Consider the following 4,202-nt stretch of genomic DNA (forward strand, 5'->3'; position numbering starts at 1 on the left):
GCGTCGAGGATTTCGGGTGCGGCCTCGGTCTCGGAGGCAGCCGCCGCGGCGGCGATCTCCGCGCCGGGCGTGGCAGCCGACGGTGATTCGGCTGAGGTCGGGGCGAGTGGGTTGTGCTGCGGTAACGCCGCCGACGGTCCGGCCGGGGTCTCGGCAGGCGTGGGCGCGGCGGGGGTGGGTTGGTCGCCGACGGTGCCGGTCAGCGGTGGTGGTGGCTTCGGGTCCGCGGTGCGCTCGGGGTCGGTGGCGGAGTTATCGGTGACCGGTGGCGCGTTGGGCAGATACGCGGTCGCGGGGTCGTGGGTGTCGGCCGTGCGGAGACCGGCGGGCTGTAGTTTCTCGGCCAGCGCCCGGATATCGGCATTGGCCGACGACAGGTTACGTTCGGTGACCTCGACCTTGTTCAGCGTCTGCGCGAGTTTCTCCTGAGTCTGTCGGCTGGGCGCGGTCGCGTGCTCGGCCAGGGCGGCGCGATGCTCGGCGAGTGCATCCTGATGCTGGGCGTAACGGATGATCGATATCTGCGCCTCCGGCGCATCGGCGTAGAGCGCGTCGTCGACCGCGGTGAAATACTGCGCACTACCGTTACCGCCGCTACGCGCAGTACGGTTCTCGACCTGGACATCCACCGCCCGCGACTCCGCCGACCGCCCCGAGATCAACACATGCAGACCGCCCTCGGCGTTCACATCCGCGGCCACCGGAATATCCACCCCCCGGCCCCCCTGCCGGTTGATCACCAGCACCTTGCCCCGCTGCCCCGCCTCGTGAAAGATCTGCTGCAACTTCGCTTCGGCGTCCACCCCGTGACGCAGAAAGAACTTCGCATCGACCGCGATATGCTCCACCCCGGCCTCGTCCAGCATCGCCGACAGCCGAGCGACTTCGCTGTTCCGGTTACAGACCGCCAACTGAGGAAGACCCGAAGGTTGCCGCTCGGCGATACTGGAAGCCATCGCCGCCAACTTCGCGTCCTGATGACTGATCACACCGTCGATACCGACAGCGACATAGTCATCGGCGATCTTCAACTGCAGTTCCTTGAACCGCGGAATATCGACCACCTGCGCACCGTATCTACTCAGCAACTCACCCGCGACAGCGTCGGCCGTACCGGAAAAGCCGAACATCTCGTCGCTCTTGTCCGCCGCGAACAACTCCTCCGCGCTGATCGACGCCGAACTGGCCGGATCATCGCGGATCTGGATACCGTGCTTGGCCTCGATCGCCTGCGCCAACCCACCGTTCCACCGGCTCTCGGTCGAGGTCTCGGCATCGAACATCACCTTGTGCGACGTCTGATCGATGATATAGATCTTGTGCGCATCCGGATTCAACCTCCGCACACCGTCGGCACCGACCACATACTCCGGACCCCGCTCCGGATGATGCCACACCACATAATGATCGTTCTCGACATACTCGAACTCCGCCGCCGCGGCCATCGTCAACCGATTCGTTTCCTCCTCGGTGAGGGACCGGCCGAGTATCTGCTCGATCTTCACCCGGCCGGCGTCGGTCAACTCGGTACCACCACCACTTCTGCCCGGTTCCCGCCCGAAATCGAACTCACTGAACAACCCCGCTTTCCGGCCATCGGTGAGGAAAGCATGCGCATCCGTCACCGCCACCTCCACACTCACCTCGGCCGGATTCCCCGCACCCTCCGACAACACGAACGTGGTATTCGCGAACACCAACGCTTCATCGATCTCGTCGATACCGTTGCGGCGCGCCCCCGGAACATTCCCCCGGAGTTCACCGAACCCCAGATCCTCCATCGTCCCGATATAGATCGTCGGCCGACCCTCCACCGGATCCTGATACGGAGAATCCGGATTCATCCGCACGATATCGAACCCGTAATCGACCAGAATGGCCCGATACTCACCGTACGCGTCATGAGCCAGGCCATCACGCGTCGTAATGATATTCACCGGTTCCCCCCGCGCCGCCTTCAACGCCGCCGCCGCCAGGAACACCAACGTCTTACCCTCCCCCGCCTGCATATTCCCCACACCCGCATCCCGGGCCACCAACATCGCCATCACCTGCGTCCACCGCAACACCCGATGCTGCGGATCACCCCGGCGAATGATCTCCACCATCGCCGCCGCCGACTCCAACGGGTCACTACTGTGCCGGATCATCCAATCGAAACCCTCCCGCGACACCAAACTCCAATCCGTGGCCGCATGCCGAGCAAGAACCTCATGCGCCTCCCGCAGATACTTCGCTTCCAGACCGGCCCCCGTCGGACCTTCCCCGGCCCCCGCACCGGAATCATCACCGGACTCACCGTCGAACCTCGACGGACCGCCGTCCTCGCCTACCCGCCCGGGTTCCTCGGCAGACACAGACGATTTCTCCGGCGACTCCCCCGACACCTGCACCACCGTGTCCGCGCCCTCACCACCCTGCGACCCCGATTTCACCACCGGCGGTTCGGACCCCACACCGGCCGCATCGACCGAAACCGCCCGCTCCGGATACCCCAGCGGCCTACCGACCGCATCCAGCTTGTTCACCACCGGTTTCGCCTCGGCAGACGCTTTGACCGGCGGCGCTTCGGCACCGGAACGCACGGGCACCGACGAATCGACCGCAGCTGCCACCTTCGCCGGTGGCCCAGCAGCCGGCTCCCGCCCCACCACACCGTCGATACCGGGCTGCCGCGGCACCGGCCCGCCGGCGTCCTCGGACCGCAGCACCCCAGCGCGCACATCGCGCCCACCCGAAGTGTTCACCTCACCAGCCGCCTCACCGGGCACCTTCCCCGACTTCGCGACAAACCCCTCGGCGACATCTCCACGCCCACCCGGCAATTCATTGACGACCGCATCCACCATCGCCGATTTATCCGGTTTCACGACCGCATCCAGCACCGCCGCCGATTTATCCGGTTGGACGGCCACAGGCTCACCGGCCGATTCCGCCTCACCCAACCGCTGCAGCAGCCGAGCATGCAATTCCCCAGCCGGCCGCACACCCCGGCCCCCGCCACCGTCACCGTCACCGCGCGCAGGATCGCCATCCACACCCGGACGGAACGGCGTTTCCGAGCCCCCAGCGCGGCCCTCGGCGGTCCGCGCGGAATCCGCGTGCGGCGCCAGCGAATCCACCTTCACCGGACTCACGTTCTCCGGCAGCGAAACACCGCCCGGCCGCCAATCCATCGAATTGACCTGCGGGACATCGGTATCGATATCCCGCAACAACCCCGACAACAACTCGTTCAACTTCTGCTGATGCGACTTCGGCACCGCAAACGGATCCACACCCCGGAGCGGGCCACGCCCGGCCAGCGCCTCCGACAGCGGCCGCGCGACAGCACCCACAGAGGGACCGGCATCCGGACCCCGCGGCGCCCCCGCGACGCCCGGCCCGTCCGCGCCCGCGACAGGCGGCGCCGCCGCACGCAGACTCGCCAGACTATGCCCCGCCGCCCCCAGAAACCCGCCCGCCACCGCCGGCAACAAAGACTCCGTGAACGCCTCCAGCGTGAACTTCTCCCCCGACATCTTCAACGCCACCCCCGTACCCACGATCCCACCCACGAACCCACCCGGAATACCGGTCAGCAGCGCCCCACCCAACTGCACCGCCACCCGCTTACCCGTCGTATCAGCGAGCTCCGCGCGCGCCAACGTCGCCGGAACCACCCACCGGTCCCCCACCCACTTACCCGCCACCACACCAGCGCCACCACCGAAACCACCCGCAACCGCGGCGATCTTCACATCCTTCCAAACCACCTCCCCCCGCTGCTCATAACCGACCTGCTTGAGCTGCACCGCCAGATTGATCCCACCACCCTGGAACGCACCGAAACCTCCAGCTTTCACCGCCAGCGCCAACATCCCCCGCTCCGCGGCCGCCCGCGCACTCATCCCCGCGAAATACTCCAGCAGTTTCCGCGACACCACCCCCAACGCCGTCCGCGTCCGCATCGTCGCCACATACGCCTCGAGCGCACCCCCATACGCGAACATGATCGCCGCATGAAACAACGTCCACGCCAAAATCGCCGCGAACCCGATCACCGTCCACTTCTGGACCTCGAACGCATTCGCCCCCTCGTACAACTGCCGGGCCTGACCATCCAACCGATCAGCCTGAAGATTGCACTCCGCCGCCGTATCCCGGCACTGCGTCGCGAACTCCTCACCACCGGCCCCACCCAACACCGCACGACGACCATC

The 4,202-nt window shown here is 66.4% G+C and carries 1 protein-coding gene; it reads right to left on the reverse strand.

Features of this window, described 5'->3' with window-relative positions; translation table 11 throughout:
* The coding region (locus tag ACWCPQ_RS34945; protein WP_449907434.1) for a preprotein translocase subunit SecA at positions 1-4,106 on the reverse strand (4,106 nt) is incomplete at its 3' end.
* Positions 4,107-4,202: the final 96 nt, after the last annotated feature.

The sequence above is a fragment of the Nocardia sp. NPDC001965 genome (assembly GCF_053594175.1).